The following is a 14865-nucleotide window of genomic DNA, read 5'->3' as shown; positions in this document are numbered from 1 at the left end:
GCCTTGATATATGGCATATAGCCGCTATCGAGGTGACGCGTAGGCCCGCATTGCGACTACGTCGGCATGATTAGCAAAGGCACGTGCGCCCATGGCTGCACGGCAGGCCAAGAACCAGGATCAGGAAATGCTAGGGATAATTGTGCGCGGCGCCAGCCGCTGTTGGTGGGCGGTTGTCGCCGGTGGCCGGGCAACACGGCGATCGTTCGCAGCCTGGCGTAGTGAGGATGGACTCTATTTCGAGCCTTTGACTCCGGTACTGGTGGAGGACGACAGGGTTGCACGGTATGAGCGTGAACTCTTGCATGCGCTGCACAACGAGGAAGTGCTCAATATCGCAATCACCGGCGGCTATGGGGCAGGGAAGAGCAGTGTCCTGAAGACCTTCTTCGAACATCACCCCAGCTTCAAGCATACCTTTGTATCGTTGGCCACGTTCACCAAGGCAAACGCGCCCAGCGCTGTTTCGGTGAAGTCGCTTGATGAAGCGCCTGAACCTCCGCTGTCTGGAGTATCCTCTTCGGCACCGGCTGCAGTAAATTCAGATGCGCCAGCCAGTGACGACCTGATCAACCGAATCGAAGAGACGATCGTCCAGCAGCTCCTCTATGCAGTACAAGCGAAGCAGGTACCCAAGACACGGCTCAAGCGCATATCTCACGCTTCAACGCTACGTGTTTGCTGGCGTACCCTGTGTGTCGCCGCGATCGGAGTTTGCGCATTACGCCTGGGCGCGCCGAAGCTGCAGACGCTTTCCGAGGTTGCCAAGGATTGGGCGTTGAAAGGGTTAATGTGGGTGCCTGAGCTACTCGCACTTGGTGTGGCTGTGGCTGGCGGAGTGTGGGCTCTCTATGCAGCCTTGAAGCTGCTCTCACTTTTTAGCGCCGATGGCCTCACGCTCAAGGGCGGGATGCTTGAAGCGACTCACCATGGCTCGGTGCTGCACAAAAACATCGACGAGATCATCTACTGCTTCGAGCGCAGCGACATCGACGTCGTGGTGATCGAGGATCTGGACAGGTTCGACATCCAGGAGATCTTCTTCAGGTTGCGCGAGATTAACTTCATCATCCGCCAGTCTCCCCAGGTCAAGCGTCCCATTCATTTCATCTATGCGCTGCGTGATGAGATGTTTACCGTCACGGACAAGACCAAATTTTTCGACCTAATCATCCCTGTCATCCCAATAGTCAACTCGGAAAACTCGCGAGAAAAACTGATTGAGTTGCTGGGGCAGCGACGCGTAAGTGGTCAGCCGCTCAACGCGGGCCTCACGGTCAAGTTGACCGAAACGGTGGGGTACCACATCGACGAAATGCGGCTAATCAAGAACATCGTGAACGAGTTCGACATATACGCCAACATTCTCGCAAATGACGGCTTGCCCCTGGATCCGAACAAGCTCTTTGCGATGGTGGCCTTGAGAAATCTGCATCCGGAGGTCTATTCGGATCTGCTCAAGCGCAAGGGTGTTGTCTACCAGGTGATCGAGGGCTATCCCGCTTGGATCAAGTCTGAAACTCAGCGCCATCAGAGCGCCGTCGCAGAGTTAAGGCGACGTCGGGAGGAGCGTGAGGCCGAGGTTGCTGGTGATGTGGAGAGCCTCCGTGCATGTGTCTGGTTCGAGTTAATCCGTAAGGGCACTTTGCGCCACGCCCATTACCTGTGGTTGGAAGACTATTCAGAAATCTCGCTGATGGAGTTTGTCGAGGACGAAACGTTTGACCGCGTCATCAGCGAGAGAAACGTCTATCCATCTGTCAATTCCAGGTCGTACGGGAATCAGAGAGGGGAGCCGTTGAGTCCTAAGGCGGTGCTCCAGGAGCTGTCGTATCCTGAGCGCGTCGAGTCCCTTGAGGAATCACTCGATGAGATTGAAGACGAGATAAGCACTGTCCAAGCAAAGATCACCAGGCTCAAGACCATGCCTTTTCGGGAGGCTTGCTCCAATGATTATGGTGAGTCATTCGGCACCAGGCTCCAAGGCTATGAGCTGATCACCTTCCTGCTGCGCCGAGGCAACCTGGACACTGACTACACCGATTACCTGGGCTATTTCTACGAAGGCTCGCTGACCCAGTCGGACAAGATGCTCACGATGGCTCTTGCCCGTGGTGAAATGCTCGATGTTGGCACCCCGATACGAAACCCGGAGCGTGTTGCGAGCAAGCTGGATTTCGACTCGATCGACAAGGGGAAGGGACTGTTGGTGGATCTGATGGTCGAGCTCGTTCGCCCACGTCACGATGACGTTCAGGCTCGCGAAGAAAAGCTATCGGTGATCATCAAAAGCAGCTGTCAGCACTTGGGGCGCCTCGCGGAGGTGGTCGAATTGCTGCCAGACGAGGCGAGGACGGGGTTCATCCAAGCCGTGTTTAAAAACCATCCCGCTGCCATCAACCAGCTGGTTGCCTACGATCAGGCAAACTTTATCCGCGAAGATCTCGTAGTCATGGTGTTGGACAGCTTGACGGCCGACCAGCTGGAGCTCCTTCTGGGGCGCAGTGATACGTTGCTGACCGCCATTGACGAGCTTCGTGACGTTTCCAAGCTGATTCCCGGGCTCGCTACTAATGAAATGGGCTGGGCCTGGTTGAGGGAACGGCCCGCGCAATTCAGGAATGTCAGCGATGCGGCCACCGCTGGCGAACTCAGGGCGCTTGTAGAGTGGGGGTGTCTGAGTCCCGCATTGCCGATGTTGAAATTGCTATGCCGCACCCTGGAACCTGGCATCGAGTCCGGCACCATTTCCCACCATCGACTGGCTCAGCTGAGGCTTGCGGGCTTTGATCAACTGATTGAGCAATCCGCTTCGGAGTACGCTCATGGGTTGCTGAGTCAGGACGGCACTCTGCCTGAAACGGAAAGTTCATTGCTTGCCCTGTTCGCACTGTTTGACGGCGACGAAGACATGGACGCGCTTCGGCTAAGGCTCTTCTCACATACTACCTGCTCGATTACCGACATTGGAAAGCTTCCGCATGCGCTTTGGTTGGCGGCTATGGAGTCTAACCGCCTGTGCAACATCGGGGATACCGTGTGGGCATTCTTCGACAATGTCGTCATTGAGGGCAGCAACAAAGCCTCATCGTCCGAAGCCGAGGAGCGTGTAAACCTGGGGCTCACGGCGGCTCCTATCTTTATCGACTTCATCACTCGTCACGCAACCATCTTGGCTCGTGAGCTTTGGGAGGATGCAGATGTGGAGGAGTTGCCGCAGTTCCTCATTCAAAATGAGCAGGTCAGCAACGACACACTTAAGTCACTCTTTTCGTTGATCGTTCTCTCACCGTCTGTATTGCTCACAAGCTCCGTCCCGACGATGCGGTGGCTTGGCTTCTCCCACGCGTCATTCGTTCCATACAGTTCGCAAGTGAGAGAGCTTATCGTTCATAGCGATCCCTCACTGGAGGCACGCTATATCGCCCACCACTGGCAGCAAGCCCGAGAAACGCTGAACCTGTCCACCTTGTCGGTTGGTTTGGTTACCTCTCTCAGCCGCACTGGTGTGGCTTCTGTGACGGATACCATGGCGATGTGGCAGGGCATCAGCGCTGAAGCGTTCGCTACCTGGGACGGTTCCGTCGTCGAGCTGGCTAACGCCTGCGCGCGTGCTAATAGGGAGCCAGCCACATTCCCGGCGGACTACCTGCCCGTGATTAGGCATTGTTTGAGCGATGCATCCTTGAGCATCTCGCAACGGACAGACATGGTCATCCAGGCCCTGCAGATGAATTGTGGTTGGACAGATGTGGCCGAGGTACTTCCTTTGCTGGGAGAAGGTTATTCCGACCTAGGAGGCAAGAAGCGGGCACACCTCCCGCCATCCGCAGACGGTCGCCGCTTGGTAGAAGCCCTGAAGCGGAGAGGGTTTGTGGGTGTTATACGGTACGAAGACAAACGTACTGTGGTATTCAGTAAAAGAAGTCTGATGGCCTAACCTGGCTGTTGATCTGTAAGCGCGGTGGCGGCCTATCCATCGGCTCGGTGGCCAGCCAGATGGCATCGATGCGGATCATTGAGCGACAGCCCGAATAAACTGCGCGCAGCCCTCAGGATCCGGGGCTGGCCATTTTTGTAGTGACGCTCCTGAAATTCAGGGCGCCGGGATTGACTAATAAGGAAAGCAATGCCGGTTTGCCAAGTATTCAGGTGTACGGGAATGGCCTCCAGTCACCGGTAAACTTCCAAATTCATTGGACGATCAGCCAGAGCATGTTCGCAGAGCAAAGCCAGTGGTGGGAACAATGGGTGTTGGTACCGACGGGGGGTTCGAAAGCTTAGGAGGCGGGGCACCTAGGTCATTGATTCAGATGGATTCTGGCAATTCGGGGCAAAGTCCGATTTTAGGGTACAGGTGACAAGAGACTGAGTGGGGATTCCAGATACACGATTTAACAAGTGGGCCATGTCAGATGTTCACGATCAATTTAAATCATTGAAAGATAAAGTTTTTTCAAGATGCTAGGTTTTTGTAAGTTCACGATTAACTGTTCATGAGGAAGGCATTGACCTGGATGAATTTGCCCTGAATACCGCGGTTCGCGGCTGCTATAGGGGCGCCATAACCGATCTTGCGCTGGACGTAAAACCTGAACCAGCGTGAGCTGCACAGCAACCACGCTCGCCAACAAAACCACGCGTCCTAACCGGTCGCTCTTGGTCGATTGCTGCCTCCTCATGTGCGTCATTGCTTTCCAGTCTCCTGGCTGAGGCATCGAGTCCACTTCATCCCCCCCCCTTTGTATAACGCTTGCTTCTACTTATTCATAACCCGGGCTGTTTGCTCCCAAACCCGGCTGCGCCTAGGTTAGCGCCTAGCCGAGCTTCAAGCTTTGCGTAAAAGAACAACAACAAGAGAGGCGAAAAATGCCTGTGATAACCATCGGTATGGTGGGAATCGGCCAGCTTGGCCTTCCTATCGCAACCAACCTGCTTGCGGCCGGATTTCGCGTTGTCGGTTACCGACGTCGAGATCGCGAGGCCTTCATCCGTCAGGGTGGCATCGCGCTCGAAAGCCCAGCCGCCGTAGCGGCGCAATCAAACTTCATCCTCACTTGCCTGCCCAGCGAAGTGGCCCACATGGAAATCATGGAGGGGCCTGATGGCCTGCTTCAGTCCATAGGGCCGCAGCACACGCTCATCGAGATCGGCACCTATCACAAAGCCTTCAAGCAACGAATGGCTCAGCGTATCGAACAACGTGGTGCGCGGGTGTTGGAAGCGGAGGTCAGTGGTACTCCATCCATGGTTTGCCTACGCAAGGCTTCCTTGTTTCTGGGCGGTGACTCTGACCTGGTGGAGCACTGCAAGCCCGTGCTCGATGCAATCGCCGACATCCAGTTCCATATCGGTGGGTTTGGGTGCGCAGTCGCGATGAAATTGATTGCCAACTATCTGGTGACTATTCACACCTTGGCCGCAGCCGAGGCGTTAAACCTTGGCGTAAAAGCAGGGTTTAGCGCACAGCAGGTGGTTGAGGTGATACGCCAAAGCGCGGGTGGTTCAACGATGTTCAGCGCAAGAGCACCGATGATGGCTGATCGTCATTTTCTGCCGGCGCCAGGACCTTTCGCCACGCTGGAAAAATACATCGACATGGCCAGTGAGCTGTCCGAGGAACTCGGTAGCGCCGCGCCTTTGTTCAATGCCGCCAAGCCCTACTTTCTAAGGGCTATCGAAGAAGGCATTGGTGAAGAAGATATCTCGGCAGTGATCAAGTTGATCGAAGCCGACTCCCAGGCCGACTCCCAGGCACCTTCCAAAAAAGAGAAAACAACATGCTGATTGAACAACGTACCTATCAACTCAAGCCTGGCGCGCTGCACGAATTCCTGCGTGCTTATGAGGAGGAGGGGCTGCCACTTCAGGGCGAGGCACTGGGCAATTTGATCGGGTATTTCAAGCCGGAAACGGGGGACATCAATCGGGTCATTCAGTTGTGGGGATATTCCAGCTACGAGGACCGAGTCCAACGCCGCGCGGCGCTGTCCAGCGATCCAAGATGGCGTACGTTCCTTGGTAAGAACGGTCATCTGGTGGTTGCCCAGCAGGTTGAGCTGTTGAGCGCCGCACCCTTTTCCCCTATTCGTTAAGTAGGAGCATCCAAGATGATTCGTTCTCTACAACACGTAGGCGTGACTGTTCCGGATCTGGAAGTGGGTCGCTCCTTCTACGAAGCTGTCGGGCTCGAAGCCCGCATGGCCGGTGATCATTTGGTGTTGCGCTGTAAGGGGCGCGCCCAGGATCAAGTGCGACTGATGCCCGGCACCACTAAGCGCCTGAGTTATATCTCGTTTGGTACCGATGCAGAGGGCCTGCAGACTATTCGAGAAAACCTGAGCTACCACGGTGTGGTCATCCATCCAGCACCGTTTGATATCGGGCAAGACGGATTGTGGTTTCGTGATCCGTCCGGCGATTGGATTCACGTAACCGACGCCGACTCCATGCCGTTAGCTCCTTTGCCGACACCAGAGTCGAACACCCCGGGTCGTTACCGCCGCATCGGTCAGCGCGGATGCACACCGTCCTCGAAGTTGCGTCGAGTGACACCGTTGCGCTTGGGTCACTTAATCAAATTCACCCCCGATGTGGATCGTTCGATTGATTTCTATACCCAGGTGCTAGGGATGAAAGTCTCTGATCGCGCGGGGGACAAGATTGCCTTCCTACGGTGTGGCTGTGGCGGTGATCACCATGTATTGGGCCTGGCCAAGAGCAGCCATAGCGGTCTGCATCATCTCAGTTTTGAGGTGATGGGTATTGATGAGATCGAATTGGGCGCTCAACACCTGATGAGCCTGGGCTACGAAAGCGCTTTTGGCCTTGGACGACATGTGGCCGGCTCCAATTACTTTCATTACATCCGCGACCCTTGGGACAGCATGGTCGAATACTTCTGGGACATCGATGTCATTCCCGAAGATGACAGCGAATGGCTGGCTATCGACGGGGCACCACCAGACCTGATCGCCGTGTGGGCAACCAATCCGCCGCCTGAGGCTTTCATTCAAAACTTCGAGGCGGCACGTGATGAGTGATAGCTCTACGACCAAGGAACTGCTGGCAGGGATGTTGAACAAGCCGCTGTTCGTGGTCATGCGTACGCCACGGGATCTGACCCGCGTACCAGAGCTGCTGGACGCCCACTTGAAGTGGGCGATTCTGGCGCAACAACGCGGCGAGTTATTCGCTTCTGGGCCCTTTGTCTCGGATCAGACTTTCCCTGGTGAGCTAGGGGGCATGAGCATTCTGCGGGCGGCGGATCAGGCCGAAGCGCTGCGTATCGTCCAGTCAGATCCTTTTATTGCCCACGGTGTTTATGACGTAGACGTACGCAAGTGGCTGCTCATGGAAGGCGGCCTCACGCTTCACGTCAGTTTTTCCAACCAACGCTTTTCGCTCCTGTGATGGTGGTCCCATGAAGTATCAGCTTTTCACCTATCGGACGGATGTCCAGTCAAACACTACCGGCCTCCTGGTTGGCGAATACGCCTATGACCTTGGTCAGCTTGTGGCCAAGGCCGGCCTTGAGTTGCCGACAGCTTCCATCGATACATTGCTCGAGAGTTGGGAGACGACCAATCCGCAGCTTCAAAAGCTTGCAGTGGCAGTGTTTGAAGCGCCAGCGCTCTATGAGTCGCAGCGGCTTGATCTTGCCACTTTGCACTTTGCTCCGTTCCTGGAACGTCCAGGCACGATCTATTGCGCGGGAGCAAACTATCGTGACCATGTCGAAGCCATGGCCCGTGCGTTCAACATGAAACTGTCGCTGGATCCGCGCAGCGAGGGCATTGCTCCCTGGCATTTCATCAAGCCCGGCCGCGGCAGTCTGGTCGCCCACAAGCAAGCGGTGGACTTTCCGGAAGGTGTCCGCATGCTCGATTGGGAAGCCGAGTTGGCGGTGGTGATTGGCAAGCGAGCGTCGCGTGTCTCCATTGAAGAGGCGCTCGACTACGTGGCGGGTTACACCTGCGCCAATGACCTGTCGGCGCGTGATCGACTGCGTCGCGAGCAGGTCGATCCCAGCTCGCCGTTTCGCTTCGACTGGATTGGCCACAAATGCTTCACGGGTTCTTGCCCGCTGGGCCCGTACCTGACGCCGGCACAATTTGTCAAAGATCCCGAGAACCTGGATATCAAGCTGTCGAGGAACGGCGCGTGGGTACAGGATTCCAATACCCGCAACCATATGTACGGCGTTGCAGAGCAGATTTCCTATCTGAGCCAGACTATCGATCTGTTTCCCGGTGATGTTCTGTTGACGGGCACACCGGCGGGAGTGGGTATGGAAAGCGGTACATTCCTGGATCGCGGCGATGTGTTGAAAGTCTGCATCGAAGGGCTCGGCGAGCTGGAAACCACTATTCGCTAATACCGTGCTGACGGCCGGGCGATCAGTGCTCGGTCGTTGAATAGCTCAACTGTTTGCAGCGTCCTGACAAATGACGGTGTGCATCGCTGCACCTGAAATTTGCCAGCCGTTGTTAAGTAACGCTAACGCTGAAAGTTTCAAAAAAACTCTCTTCCGTCATACAAAAATAATAATGGTACATGAGATGAGCACACTAAGATCACATACCCGGTACGCGTCAAATGCCTGCATCGGTGCTCTGTGCATGGGTCTTCTTTGCGTTCCGCTTGCCCAGGCAACAGAGGGCGGCGGCAGTTCATACCCACTGGGTGTGAATACGGTCGGCGCGGGAAAGATGCCACCGCCAGGCTTTACCGAGTTCTTTTACTTGTCCGACTACAGTGCGAACAAGACACTGGACGGCGATGGCGACAAGAAACAAGGCATCCACAACTTCGACCTTAATGTTCAGGCACTGTCGATTCGAGTGGATTATGTCTATCAGGACTTCACGATATTGGGAGCCAAACTGGCCAGTCGCCTTGCCTTGCCCTTGATCAAGGGTGACATCAGTTTTGATGTCGATACGCCTCGTGGTCGCGTTCATCGCAGCGACCACCAAGAAGGTGTCGGCGATCTGACGGTGGTTCCATTTGTATTGGGTTGGAGTTCTCCACGGTACCACCAGTTACTCGGTCTGGATGTGTTTGCGCCCATCGGGTCCTATGACAAGGATCGCCTTTTCAACCCGGGTCGAAACACCTGGGCTTACGGGCCCTGGTATTCATTTACCGCTTATCCGCTGGAGAATCTGGAGGTCAGCGCCAAGCTCATCTACATGATCAATGGCGAGAACTCCGAAACCAACTATCGCTCCGGCCGTGAGTTCAACGCCGACTACAACATTGGCTACAACATCACCCGCGAATGGCAGGTAGGCGTGAACGGCTACTTGTACAAGCAGCTCAGCGACGATGAAAAGAATGGCCAGACCTACCTGGATGGTAACCGTGGTCAGGTCGCCGCTATAGGCCCCGCGATCAAATACCAGACCCCGGCAATCGGGTTTGTCATGAAATGGCAGCACGAGACGATGGTAGAGAACCGAGCTGAAGGTGATCGCATCTGGCTGCAGGCTGTTTACCGATTCTGAACGTTGCGTCCTTCATGGGGAGCCATAAACAACGTGGCGTCCCTGGAACGAACATCACTATCCAATAAATAGAAACAGGTGAAATCGTGACTGGAATATCCAAGTGGCACGTACTGATCGGTGGATTTATCGCCTACCTTTTTGATGCAATGGAGATCATTCTGTTAACGCTCGCGCTGCCCGTTATCCGCCAGGATCTGGGTTTCAGCCTCCATGAGGTGGGGGCGCTGGCTAGCGCTACATTGCTGGGGATTGGTGTGAGCGGTGTTGCCACAGGCTGGTACTCCGACAACTTTGGCCGGCGCAACGCACTGATTGCATCGCTGGCGATCTTCGGTGCGCTGACCTGTGTATTTGCATTCGCTCATGACCTCTACGTAATGGCGGGCCTGAGGTTTCTCTCTGGCCTTGGGCTTGGCGGGGTATGGACGATCCTATCGGCTTATATCGTTGAAACGTGGCCGCCCAAGCAGCGCGCCAGGGCCATATCCTTCGTGATCAGTGCCTTCCCGGTTGGCGCCATCGCCGCTGCCCTGGCGGCAAAGTTCATGCTGCCGGAATGGCGTTTGATGTTTTTCGTGTCCGGCGCCTCTGTGATACTGCCGATTATTTATGTGTATTTCCTGATTCCGGAATCTCCGGCCTGGAAGGCTCAACGCGATACTCAGGGCACCACTGCGCAGCGGATATCCGTCAGCGAGATTTTTTCGCCTGAGCTACTTCGTTACACCCTGCTGGGGTCTCTTGCAGCCAGCTTTGCGTTGCTTGGTTCCTGGGGCGTCAGCACGTGGCTGCCCACCTACCTGATACAGGACCGAGGCTTGAGTCTGGCGTCGATGACCAGCTTTATGGCGGTTCTCCATCTCGGGAATTTCTTTGGCCTGAACGTATTCGGCTTCATCGCCGATCGCATTGGCAAGCGGCTTACTATTGTCATATCGCTGTTACTCACATCAACGATGGCGCTGGTCTATGTCTATACCACCCAGACTCAATCGTTGATCTGGATAGGGGCGGGGTACGCATTTTTCATGGTGTTCGCAGGGTTGTTCGGTTCTTACTTCAGCGAAATGTATCCCATCCGGGTGCGAACGCTTGGGGCGGGTTTCTGTTTCAACGTGGGCCGAGGCCTGGCGGCTTTTGCCCCCGTGCTGCTCAGTGGCATTGCCAGCTTTTATAGCCTGGCGGCGGGACTGATGGTGTGCGCCGGGTTCTACGTCATCTCCGCATTGTTTGTGATCTCCATGCCTAGGAATAAAACAGTTTGCGAGGTGAGTACGCAGGCAGGCACTGCAGACATTGGAAAGCAGGCCGTCGGTTGATCTGATTCATTGGTTCCAATGCCTCGTATCCACGGATACGGGGCATTTTTTTTTCCAAAAGAACTGACTGCAGAGGGTTATACATCTATAAATTTTTCAGATAGTGAGAATAACCAATATTTGCTTCTTTTATTTATTGGGCGACGGGAAGATGAGTCCCAGACAACAATAAATAAGAGGACATCCCTCATGATCAACCTGCATGACATTCGGTATATACGGCTGGGCACCGCAAATCTGGACGAGGCACGTCGTTATGCCACTCAGATCCTTGGGTTGCAGATTGCCCGAGAAGCCAACGGCGCGGTGTACTTCCGATCGGACAGCCGAGACCATACGCTCTGCTATTACGAGGGCGATCCGCAAGAAACCACAACAGCGTTCGAAGTCAGAACAGCACAGGACCTGGAAGACGCAGCGGTCTTGCTGGAGCGTAATGAATTCAACGTACAGCATGGCTCACGTGCAGACGCTGAAGTGCGCTATGTCGACGACTTCATTCGCTTCAAAGATCCCAGCGGCAACAACATTGAGCTGGTCTTGCGTCCCCAGGCAAGCGGGCGACGCTATTTTCCGAGTCGTGATGCCGGTATCACCGGTTTCAGCCACATTGGCTTGCGCACCATGAATGCCCGGCGTGATGAACTGTTCTGGACTCAGCTGGCAAACGCCAGGGTCAGTGACCGAATTGGCGAGGCGCCGCTGCTGCGCATCGATGAGGTCCATCACAAGATCGCCTTGTTCCCTTCGTCCCACCCCGGTGTGCAACACATCAACCACCAGGTCGAGTCCGTCGATGACTTGATGCGTGCCTATTACTTCCTGGTTGAGCGGGGCATACGCATCCTCTTTGGTCCGGGCCGCCACCCCACCTCGGGCGCGATGTTCCTTTATTTCGAGGGGCCTGACGGCATGACATACGAATACTCGACAGGGGTCAGCCTGATCTCTCCAGAAAATGATGCAACCCACCAACCTCGGCAGTTTCCGGCGGAGGGTGCGGGATTCTGCGCGTGGGGTGCGAAGCCCGACATTCCGGAGTTCAAATCGTGAGTCAATTTCCAACTCCCAGCCGCGATCAGCAATCGCAAGTGCGCGTGGCCGCGCGGGCCTTGGCCCGCGCTGGTTTAGTGCATGCCTACGGGCACTGCAGCTTGCGACTTGATGAAGAGCACTTTTTGGTTTGCGCCGCGCGACCGATGGGTTTGATCCGTATTGGTGAGCCAGGAATTGTAGTGCCAATCAAAGGTGAATTGCCCGACGGTGTGCTGGGTGAAGTCCGTATTCACCAGCAGATATACCGTAGACGCCCGGACGTCCATGCAGTGATCCGAAGCATGCCTGCCCAGGTCATGACCCTGTCGTGCGCAAGGCTCACACCTCAACCGCGCCATGGCATGGGCAGCTACTTTCAGCAGCCAATCCCGCTGTGGGACGACCCGCAACTGCTGCGCAGCGACGAGCAAGCCAGCGCCTTGGCCAATCAATTAGGGCAGGGGAATGCGCTGGTCATGCGTGGCAACGGCGCCATCGTCGTTGGCGCGTCACTGATCGAAGCGTTGACGCTGACCTGGTACCTGGAAGACGCCGCACGGATTGAATTGCAACTGCACAGCGCGGGTCTTGCAATCCAAGGACCGGTACTCGACGCACAGGCCTGCGCGCAACGGGCTGTCACCAGCGGCCGAATTTACGAACGCATGTGGGAATACCTGACAGCGGGCGACCCTGAAGCCAGCGTTCAAACACTCTAAAACAAGAAGGAACACTGTATGCCTGCGAAAGAATTCCGCCATTTTATCAATGGTGAATGGGTGAGTAGCGCCCGTACGTTCGAGAACCGAAACCCAGCCGACAACAGCCTGATCGGCTTGGTGCATGAAGCCGGCAAGGCTGAGGTCGACGCCGCCGTGCGAGCTGCGCGCGATGCGTTGAAAGGCCCCTGGGGCAGCATGACCGTTGCCCAGAGAACGGCCCTGTTGCACAAGGTGGCGGATGGCATCGAACGTCGCCATGAAGAGTTTGTAGCCGCCGAAGTGGCCGATACAGGTAAACCACGCGCGCTCGCCGGACATCTGGACATTCCCCGTGGTGCGGCCAACTTCAAGGTGTTCGCCGACCTGATCAAGAATGTGCCGACTGAAAGCTTCGTGATGGACACCCCTGACGGTGGCAAGGCGGTGAACTACAGCGTGCGAGCACCGCGTGGAGTCATCGCCGTTGTTTGCCCATGGAATCTGCCGCTGTTGCTGATGACCTGGAAGGTCGGGCCAGCCTTGGCCTGTGGCAATACTGTCGTGGTCAAACCCTCCGAAGAGACCCCGGCCACCGCCACGCTGCTCGCCGAAGTCATGAATGAAGCCGGTGTGCCACCGGGTGTGTACAACGTGGTGCATGGTTTCGGCGGTGACTCGGCCGGTGCCTTCCTCACCGCTCACCCAGAGGTCAATGGTGTCACCTTCACCGGTGAAACCGGCACGGGCGAGATCATCATGAAGGCCGCAGCCAAGGGTATCCGCCCGGTATCGCTGGAACTGGGCGGCAAGAACGCAGGCATCGTTTTTGCCGATGCGGACCTGGAAAAAGCCGTCAAAGGGTTGGGGCGCGCCGTGTTCGAGAACAGTGGCCAGGTCTGCCTGGGGACCGAGCGCATCTACGTCCAACGTCCGCTGTTCGAGCGTTTTGTCGCTGCGTTCAAGGCCCACGCCGAAGGCATCAAAGTGGGTGACCCGAACCAGCACGACAGCACCATGGGACCGGTGATCTCGCTCGGTCACCGCGAAAAAATTCTGTCTTACTGCCGTCAGGCCGTCGCTGACGGTGCCACCGTGGTCCACGGCGGTGGCATCGCCCAGGTACCGGATCATCTGGCCGAAGGCGCTTGGTTCGAGCCGACGATCTGGACCGGCCTTGCGGAAACCTCGGCCGTGGTGCGCGAGGAAATCTTCGGTCCGGTTTGCCACATCGCACCTTTTGATACCGAAGAAGAAGTCGTCCGCCTGGCTAACGACACTCCCTACGGCTTGGCCGCCAGTGTGTGGACTAGCAACCTGCAGGTCGCCCATCGTCTGGGCAGTGCACTGGACGTGGGTGTTTGCTGGATCAACTCGTGGTTTCTGCGCGACCTGCGTACCGCTTTCGGCGGTGCCAAGCAGTCGGGTATCGGTCGTGAGGGAGGCGTGCATTCGCTTGAGTTCTACACCGAGCTGCGCAACGTCTGCGTGCGGCTGTAAGGAGCTATTCATGAATAAGCAAGAGATTAACGTTCTCGGCCACCAACTGCACCAGGCCCTCTGCAATTGCGAGGCTCTGGCACCGTTGACTGACACTTATCCGGATATGACCCTGGAGCAGGCCTATCAGGTGCAGCTGTCGATGATTCAGCGACGTCTTGACGATGGCCAAAGGATCATTGGAAAAAAGATCGGGGTCACCAGCAAAGTGGTGATGGACATGCTCGGCGTCGATCAACCGGACTTCGGTCATCTGCTCTCGGACATGCTTTACGCCGATGGCGCCGCAATCGCCATCGACGGCTTGATCGCACCCAAGGCCGAAGGCGAAATCGCGTTCGTGCTCAAGGAAGACCTGCGTGGCCCGGGCATTACCGTCGCCGATGTGCTGCGCGCCACCGCCTATGTGATGCCGTGCTTCGAGATCGTCGATTCGCGCATCCGTGACTGGAAGATCCGCATCCAGGACACCGTCGCCGACAACGCCTCCGCCGGGGCTTTCGTCTTGGGCGGGCAGGGCGTGGCCCCGCGTGACGTGGACCTGGCTTGTGTCGGCATGACACTGGAAAAGAACGGTGAAGTGGTTGCCACTGGCGCCGGCGCTGCGGCCCTCGGCCACCCGGCGAATGCCGTGGCTTGGCTGGCCAACAAACTCGGCCAGCTTGGCATTGGCCTGAATAAGGGCGAAGTCATCCTCTCCGGTTCACTGGCGGCCATGGTGCCGGTCAAGGCCGGTGATCAATTGCGCATCAACCTGGGTGGCATCGGCTCGGCCTCCGTTCGTTTCGTTTGAAGGAAATC

General features: G+C 56.4%; 12 protein-coding genes. All 12 read left to right on the top strand.

The window, feature by feature from the left end; all coding sequences use genetic code 11:
* Positions 1-91 precede the first annotated feature (91 nt).
* The gene (locus AC3WN7_RS10595) at positions 92-3940 is read left to right on the top strand and encodes a YobI family P-loop NTPase (protein WP_102674987.1); all 3849 of its coding nucleotides are present in this window, start codon (positions 92-94) and stop codon (positions 3938-3940) included.
* 929 nt (positions 3941-4869) lie between these two features.
* Complete coding sequence (locus AC3WN7_RS10590; RefSeq protein WP_102674986.1) at positions 4870-5787, top strand: NAD(P)-dependent oxidoreductase; 918 nt, start codon at positions 4870-4872, stop codon at positions 5785-5787.
* Positions 5781-6095 carry an NIPSNAP family protein gene (locus AC3WN7_RS10585; protein WP_102674985.1) on the top strand — a complete coding sequence of 105 codons (315 nt, stop codon included), beginning with the start codon at positions 5781-5783 and terminating at the stop codon, positions 6093-6095. Before AC3WN7_RS10590 ends, AC3WN7_RS10585 begins: the two co-directional genes overlap by 7 nt.
* A 15-nt stretch (positions 6096-6110) precedes the next feature.
* A complete protein-coding gene (locus tag AC3WN7_RS10580) occupies positions 6111-7043 on the top strand; it encodes a VOC family protein (protein WP_007971576.1) in 933 nt (310 codons plus the stop codon).
* Positions 7036-7413, top strand: a complete 378-nt coding sequence (locus tag AC3WN7_RS10575; protein WP_007971577.1) for a YciI family protein — start codon at positions 7036-7038, stop codon at positions 7411-7413. The genes AC3WN7_RS10580 and AC3WN7_RS10575 overlap by 8 nt, the downstream gene beginning before the upstream one ends.
* A gap of 10 nt (positions 7414-7423) precedes the next feature.
* A complete protein-coding gene (locus tag AC3WN7_RS10570; protein WP_102674984.1) occupies positions 7424-8377 on the top strand; it encodes a fumarylacetoacetate hydrolase family protein in 954 nt (317 codons plus the stop codon).
* 184 nt (positions 8378-8561) lie between these two features.
* Complete coding sequence (locus tag AC3WN7_RS10565) at positions 8562-9509, top strand: SphA family protein (RefSeq protein WP_095966096.1); 948 nt, start codon at positions 8562-8564, stop codon at positions 9507-9509.
* Positions 9510-9595: 86 nt separating this feature from the next.
* The gene (locus tag AC3WN7_RS10560; RefSeq protein ID WP_102674983.1) at positions 9596-10831 is read left to right on the top strand and encodes an MFS transporter; all 1236 of its coding nucleotides are present in this window, start codon (positions 9596-9598) and stop codon (positions 10829-10831) included.
* A 189-nt stretch (positions 10832-11020) separates the two neighbouring features.
* Positions 11021-11884 (top strand): VOC family protein, encoded by an 864-nt coding sequence (locus AC3WN7_RS10555; protein WP_007971585.1) that lies wholly within the window; start codon positions 11021-11023, stop codon positions 11882-11884.
* Entirely contained in the window at positions 11881-12585 is a 705-nt protein-coding gene (locus AC3WN7_RS10550) for a class II aldolase/adducin family protein (RefSeq protein WP_173862122.1), read from the top strand. The genes AC3WN7_RS10555 and AC3WN7_RS10550 overlap by 4 nt, the downstream gene beginning before the upstream one ends.
* Before the next feature lie 18 nt (positions 12586-12603).
* A complete protein-coding gene (locus AC3WN7_RS10545) occupies positions 12604-14064 on the top strand; it encodes a 2-hydroxymuconic semialdehyde dehydrogenase (protein ID WP_102674982.1) in 1461 nt (486 codons plus the stop codon).
* Between the two features lie 10 nt (positions 14065-14074).
* Positions 14075-14857, top strand: a complete 783-nt coding sequence (gene dmpE, locus AC3WN7_RS10540; protein ID WP_007971588.1) for a 2-oxopent-4-enoate hydratase — start codon at positions 14075-14077, stop codon at positions 14855-14857.
* Positions 14858-14865 lie beyond the last annotated feature (8 nt).

The sequence above is a fragment of the Pseudomonas sp. FW305-70 genome, assembly GCF_058783925.1.
The sequence above is the reverse complement of the archived record's forward strand: the minus strand, read 5'-3'. Positions and strand labels throughout refer to the sequence as shown.

Coding starts and splice junctions, on each gene's coding strand:
- AC3WN7_RS10595 (WP_102674987.1), top strand. CDS start 92: ATGGCTGCACGGCAGGCCAAGAACCAGGATCAGGAAATGCTAGGGATA.
- AC3WN7_RS10590 (WP_102674986.1), top strand. CDS start 4,870: ATGCCTGTGATAACCATCGGTATGGTGGGAATCGGCCAGCTTGGCCTT.
- AC3WN7_RS10585 (WP_102674985.1), top strand. CDS start 5,781: ATGCTGATTGAACAACGTACCTATCAACTCAAGCCTGGCGCGCTGCAC.
- AC3WN7_RS10580 (WP_007971576.1), top strand. CDS start 6,111: ATGATTCGTTCTCTACAACACGTAGGCGTGACTGTTCCGGATCTGGAA.
- AC3WN7_RS10575 (WP_007971577.1), top strand. CDS start 7,036: ATGAGTGATAGCTCTACGACCAAGGAACTGCTGGCAGGGATGTTGAAC.
- AC3WN7_RS10570 (WP_102674984.1), top strand. CDS start 7,424: ATGAAGTATCAGCTTTTCACCTATCGGACGGATGTCCAGTCAAACACT.
- AC3WN7_RS10565 (WP_095966096.1), top strand. CDS start 8,562: ATGAGCACACTAAGATCACATACCCGGTACGCGTCAAATGCCTGCATC.
- AC3WN7_RS10555 (WP_007971585.1), top strand. CDS start 11,021: ATGATCAACCTGCATGACATTCGGTATATACGGCTGGGCACCGCAAAT.
- AC3WN7_RS10545 (WP_102674982.1), top strand. CDS start 12,604: ATGCCTGCGAAAGAATTCCGCCATTTTATCAATGGTGAATGGGTGAGT.
- dmpE (WP_007971588.1), top strand. CDS start 14,075: ATGAATAAGCAAGAGATTAACGTTCTCGGCCACCAACTGCACCAGGCC.